Here is a 5,883-nt window from a genome sequence, read left to right on the forward strand (position 1 = left end):
GGCCGCACCCGCCTCCCCCGAACCGGAGCCGGGGGCTGCCGCCTCGCCCGGCCCATAGGCCACTGCCTCGCCCGGCCCGTAGGCCACTGCCTCGCCCGGCCCGTAGGCCTCGACGTATGCCTCGATCGACGCGCGCAGCTCGCGCTTGGTGAGTGGGCGGCGGGCCCCCAGCAGGCACAGCGCCAGATTCATCAGCCGCTCGGCCTTGGCAATCGCCATGGGTTCCCTCGTGCCCTCTCTCCTGCTGTTCTGGATCCTCGACCGTACCGCCGGGGCGGTGGGAGGCAAAAGCCGGGAGCCCCGCGGTCGGCGGGGCTCCCGTGTGATGTGGTATGCGGCCGTCAGACCGCGACGAGATCGCAGACGAAGATCAGCGTCTCGTTGGGCTTGATCCGCCCGCCGCCGGCGCCGTGCTCGCCGTAGGCGAGGTGCGGCGGGATGGTCAGCCGGCGGCGGCCACCGACCTTCATGCCCTGAACGCCCTTGTCCCAGCCCTCGATGACCTGGCCGGCGCCCAGCTGGAACTGGAGCGGCTTGCCGCGGTTCCAGCTGGCGTCGAACTCCTCACCCGTGGAGAAGGAGACGCCCACGTAGTGCACGGAGACGTTGTCCCCGGCCTTGGCCTCGGGCCCGTCGCCCTCCCACAGGTCCTGGATCTCCAGGTCGGACGGCGGCTCGCCCTCGGGGAAGTCGACCTCGGGCTTGTCGATGCTCACGAAATTGCTCCTACGAACGTATCTGCGGGACAACCGCGCCAGTCTGCCACGGAAGAGGTCACTTCACGTCGAGCACATCCACCGAGAAGACGACCCCGTCCTTGAACTGCTTCCGCTGCTCCTTGGGGAACTCCTTCTGCGGCACCGAGATCACCACGCGGCTGCCGGCCTTGACGCCCTTCAGCCCGTCCTTCCAGCCGGGGATCTGGGCGACGGGGATCTCCTGCGGCGCCCCGTTCTGCGCCCAGGTGTCGTCCAGTTGCTTGCCGCCCTTCCAGGTCTTGGCGGTGAAGTGGGTCAGGATGGTGCTGTTCGCGCCGACCTTCTTGCCGTCGCCCTGGACGATGGTCTCGCTGATCAGCTTGTCCGGCGCCGTCTCCTTGCCCTTGGGCATCTGGACGGTCGGCGCCTTGTTCTTCTCGACCTTCGTGCTCACCTTGGGCAGCTGCGGGTTCTGCGGCTTGTCCACGGGCTTGCCGTCGATCTCGCTCGGGGCGATCTTCTCCAGGTCGACGACGAAGACCAGCGTGGAGTTGCCGGGGATCGTCGGCGGCTGCCCCTTCTTGCCGTAGCCCTTGTTCGGCGGGGCGACGATCTCGACCCGGCTGCCGGTCTTCTTGCCGACCAGCGCCTCGTCCCAGCCCTTGATGACCTTGCCGGTGCCGATCTGGAAGGTGGCGGGCATCTGCCGCTTCCAGCTGCTGTCGAACTCCTTGCCGTTCCACAGCTGGCCCACGTAGTGCGCGCTGACCGCGTCGCCCTTGCGGACCGTCTGTCCGTCGCCGCTCTTGAGCACCTTGGTCTTGAGCTCGGAGGGCGGGTCGCCCTCACCCTTGTCGATCTTGGGCTTCTTGCCCCAGGACCCGCTCACCGTCGGAGGGCTGCCCTTGTTGTCGGAGCCGTCGTCGCCGCAGGCCGCCGCCGAGACGGCCAGCAGCGGAACGGCCAGCAGGACGGCGAGGCGGCGCGTACGCGTCCGGCGCGGCTTCCGGAAGGCTCGGGGAGTACGGGGGGTCGAGCCCCCGGAGAAATACAACATTGAGTCCCACTCGCGGGTTTAGGAATCTTCGTGTGGTCCTGACAGCCTACGACCCAGCAACGAGGCCGCCGCCGCGCACGACACGGCGCCGACCGGCACCGGTCAACTGACGCTGACACACACGGCGAAGGGCGGCCCCGGAAGCCCGGGACCGCCCTTGGTGAAGCTTTCGGACGCCGCGTCAGCTCATCGCTCACCTTACGTCGTCGTCATCGGTCACATCCCCGCGATGAGCTTTTCCACCCGCTCGTCCACCGACCGGAACGGGTCCTTGCACAGCACCGTGCGCTGCGCCTGGTCGTTCAGCTTGAGATGCACCCAGTCGACGGTGAAGTCCCGGCGCTGCTCCTGCGCCCTGCGGATGAAGTCGCCGCGCAGCCGGGCCCGCGTCGTCTGCGGCGGCACCGACTTACCCTCGAAAATCTTGATGTCGTTGCAGATGCGGGCCGCCTTGCCGCTGCGCTCCAGCAGATAGTAGAGACCGCGGCGGCGGTGGATGTCGTGGTAGGCGAGGTCTATCTGGGCGATCCTCGGGTGGGACATCGTGATGTTGTTCTTGTTCCGGTACCGCTCGATGAGCTGGTACTTCATCACCCAGTCGATCTCGGTGTTGATCTTGTCCAGCTCCTGGGTGCGCACCGCCTCCAGGGCACGGCCCCACAGCTCAAGCACCTGTTCGACCCGGCCGGTGCGGATGCCGCGCCGGTCGCAGAAATCCAGCGCCTTGTCGAAGTACTCCTGCTGCACCTCCAGCGCGGACGCCTCCCGACCGCTGGCCAGCCGCACCTTGCGCTGCCCTGTGATGTCGTGGCTGACCTCGCGGATCGCCCGGATCGGGTTCTCCAGCGTCAGGTCCCGCATCACGGTGCCGGCCTCGATCATGCGCAGCACCAGATCGGTGGCGCCGACCTTGAGCAGCATCGTCGTCTCCGACATGTTCGAGTCGCCGACGATGACGTGCAGCCTGCGGTACCGCTCCGCGTCCGCGTGCGGTTCGTCGCGGGTGTTGATGATCGGGCGGGAGCGCGTCGTCGCGGAGCTGACGCCCTCCCAGATGTGCTCGGCACGCTGGCTGACGCAGTAGACGGCCCCGCGCGGGGTCTGCAGCACCTTGCCGGCGCCGCACACCAGCTGCCGCGTCACCAGGAACGGGATGAGCACATCCGCCAGCCGGGAGAACTCCCCGTGCCGGGCCACCAGATAGTTCTCGTGGCAGCCGTAGGAGTTGCCTGCCGAGTCGGTGTTGTTCTTGAAGAGATAGACGTCGCCCGCGATGCCCTCCTCGTGCAGACGGCGTTCGGCATCGACGAGGAGGCCCTCGAGAATGCGCTCACCCGACTTGTCGTGAGTGACCAGCTCGGTCACGCTGTCGCATTCCGGAGTGGCGTACTCCGGGTGCGAGCCCACGTCCAGATAGAGGCGCGCGCCGTTCCGCAGAAACACATTGCTGCTGCGGCCCCATGACACAACACGGCGGAAGAGGTACCGCGCCACCTCGTCGGGGGACAGCCGACGCTGGCCCCGGAACGTACATGTGACGCCGTACTCGTTCTCCAGCCCGAAGATTCGGCGGTCCATGCCTGAACAGTACGCCTACGTGGAGGATCTGAAACCGGGTTCGGGACACCCGGTCCGATCAGTTTCCGCACCTGGCGGACGCCCCTGACGTCCGGTTCCGGTGTGCGGAAGGCCCGGCCGGAGCTCGCCCTCACCGCCCGACTGAGCCGCCGTGGCGGCCTCGGGTCCGGCGCCGGGCTCCGGCGAGGGCAGCGAGCCCGCCACCACTCCGGCGCGCGCCGGGCCGTCCGGCGGCAGCAGGAACCGGCGTGCCGCCACGATGACGGCCAGCGCCGCCAGCCCGCCTGCCCCGGCCAGGCCGAAGCCCGATCCGGTGCCGCCCCACTCGATGACCGAGCCCACCGCGGCGGTGCCCACGGCCGCCCCCACCCCGAATGTGGTCACCAGCCAGGAGAACGCCTCCGTCACCGTGCCGGACGGCGCGTGCCGGTCCACCACCACGAAGGCACAGGCCAGCGCGGGGGCCAGGAAGAGCCCGGAGAGGCCGCCCAGCACCACCATCACCGGCACCCCCGGCACCAGGACCAGCGGCAGGTTGCCGGCGGCGAACAGGCCCACCAGCACCCGCAGCCGCCCCTCGTGGCTGCCCGGCCAGCCCCGCGCCCCGTAGCCGACCCCGCCCACCAGGGCACCGGCGCCCTGCGCTGCCAGCAGATAGGTGGAGATCAGCTTGTCGCCGTGGTCACCGGCGTAGGAGACCGCGGCCAGCGCGAAGGTGCCCAGTGCCAGCCCCACGAAGAAGAACGAGGCCAGCAGCACCTTCAGCCCCGGTGAGCGCAGCGCTCCCAGCCAGTGCGGTTTACGGGGCGAGGAGCGCCAGCGGCGGGACGGCGGCGAGACGACCACCGAGAGGGCGCCCAGCACCCCCAGCGCGTTGACCACCAGCAGCGCCGCGGCCTCGCTCCACCCGGCGACCAGCAGCGTGACCAGCAACGGCCCGGCCGCGAACATCACCTCCTGGGCGACCGCGTCCAGCGCGTACGCGCTGTGCACCTGCTCCTCGCGCCGCAGCACGGTCGGCCACAGCGCCCGCAGCCCGCCCTCCAGCGGGGGCGTGAACAGGCCGAAGACCAGTACGCACCCATAGGCGAGCGGCAGCGAGCCGATCCCCGTCAGCGCCAGCGTGGCCGCGCCGGCGGCGGAGACCACGGCTGCGGGCAGCATCACCCGCGGCTGCCCGTACAGGTCCACCAGCCGCCCCAGCATCGGCTGGCCGAACGCGGTGGCCAGGCCGTAGACCGCCGAGAGGGCACCGGCCAGCGCCATGCTGCCGCCCGCGGCGCGGATGAACAGCGCGATGGCGATCGGACCCGTGGCATTCGGCAGCCTGCCCATCAGCGTCCCCGCCAGCAGGCGCATCGCGTGCCTGGCCCGCAGCAGCTCGGCGTAGCCCGTCGCCATCCCCACCCCTCTCGACGTTTTACGTATAACTGACCTCGTTATACGTACCATGCCAGGGCAGCAGCGGTGAAGGAGTTTTCGGTGCCAGGACAGCACGCAGCCGCCGGTGACGACCGTGCCGCCGGAAGCCGCCGCAGCCGGCCCACCGGTCACGACGTGGCCGGAGCGGCAGGCGTCTCACAGGCCACCGTCTCGCTCGTACTCGGCGGCAAATGGGAGGGCCGGGTCTCGGCCCGCACCGCCGAGGCCGTCCGCGCCGCGGCCCGCGAACTGGGCTACCGCCCCAACCTCGCGGCCCGCACCCTGCGCCTGGGCCGCACCCGCACCGCGCTGCTGGTCGTCCCCGCGCTCACCAACGACTTCTTCGCCACCGTCCACCGGGGCGCTGTCGAGGTCGCCCGCGCACACGACTTCGGCATCGTCCTCTACCCCTCCCCCGAAGGCATCAACGCGGCCCCCGACCCCTTCGCCTCGGCCCGCACCGCGCTCGACGGCGTCATCGCCTCCTCCATGGCCCCCGAAGCCCTCGCGGCACTGCGCGGCGAAGGGCTGCCCCTGGTGATGCTGGACGCCGACGAGGGCAGCGGCGACGCCACCGTCAACATCGACCTGGCCGACGGCATGCGCCAGGTGGTGGCCCATCTGCGGGAACTGGGCCACCACAGGATCGCCCATATCGCGGCCGCCGTGGACTCCTGGACCTTCGAGGCGCGGGCCGACGCGCTGCACGAGGAACTGCGCGCGAGCAGCGCGGCCCTCGTACGCACCGAACGCGCGGCGCTCAGCGTGGCAGACGGACTCGAGGCCGCGACGCGGGTGCTGACCGCTGCCCCCTCGCGGGACGGGGCGCCGACCGCACTCGTATGCGACGACGACCTGCTCGCCGTCGGCGCGCTGAAGGCCGCGCGACGGCTGGGGCTGCGGGTGCCGGAGGATGTGTCGGTGACCGGCGTGGACGACGTCGCCCTCGCCACTGCGGTGGAACCGGAGTTGACGACCGTACGGCTGCCCGCCGAGCAGGTGGGGAGGGCCGGCATGCGAGCCCTGCTCGCCGTCCTGGACGGTCAGCGGGTGGAGGCGGCCCGGTTGCCTGTGCAGCTGGTGGTACGCGGGTCGACCGGCCCCTCCCCGCACCCCTGACGGGCACCC

The 5,883-nt window shown here is 70.6% G+C and carries 5 protein-coding genes and 1 pseudogene; 1 reads left to right on the forward strand and 5 read right to left on the reverse strand.

The window, feature by feature from the left end; translation table 11 throughout:
* The 5 genes and pseudogenes from ITI46_RS35265 to ITI46_RS32700 form a co-directional block, all read right to left on the reverse strand.
* Positions 1-219: pseudogene (locus ITI46_RS35265) on the reverse strand (hypothetical protein); the annotation flags it as partial.
* A gap of 122 nt (positions 220-341) precedes the next feature.
* Complete coding sequence (locus tag ITI46_RS32685) at positions 342-716, reverse strand: FKBP-type peptidyl-prolyl cis-trans isomerase (RefSeq protein WP_209243574.1); 375 nt, start codon at positions 714-716, stop codon at positions 342-344.
* A 58-nt stretch (positions 717-774) separates the two neighbouring features.
* On the reverse strand, positions 775-1,755 hold the full coding sequence (locus tag ITI46_RS32690) for an FKBP-type peptidyl-prolyl cis-trans isomerase (RefSeq protein WP_209243575.1): 981 nt from the start codon (positions 1,753-1,755) through the stop codon (positions 775-777).
* Positions 1,756-1,971: 216 nt separating this feature from the next.
* Positions 1,972-3,333: a Pup--protein ligase gene (gene pafA, locus ITI46_RS32695; RefSeq protein ID WP_209243576.1), complete on the reverse strand. Its 1,362-nt coding sequence runs from the start codon at positions 3,331-3,333 to the stop codon at positions 1,972-1,974.
* Between the two features lie 15 nt (positions 3,334-3,348).
* Positions 3,349-4,734, reverse strand: coding sequence for an MFS transporter (locus ITI46_RS32700; RefSeq protein WP_209243577.1), 1,386 nt, complete (start codon positions 4,732-4,734; stop codon positions 3,349-3,351).
* An 81-nt stretch (positions 4,735-4,815) separates the two neighbouring features.
* Between ITI46_RS32700 and ITI46_RS32705 the strand changes: the two genes are divergently transcribed.
* Positions 4,816-5,874 (forward strand): LacI family DNA-binding transcriptional regulator, encoded by a 1,059-nt coding sequence (locus ITI46_RS32705; protein ID WP_209243578.1) that lies wholly within the window; start codon positions 4,816-4,818, stop codon positions 5,872-5,874.
* Positions 5,875-5,883 lie beyond the last annotated feature (9 nt).

Origin of the sequence: Streptomyces oryzae (genome assembly GCF_017676365.1) — a bacterium.
Taxonomy (GTDB): Bacteria; Actinomycetota; Actinomycetes; order Streptomycetales; family Streptomycetaceae; genus Streptomyces; species Streptomyces oryzae.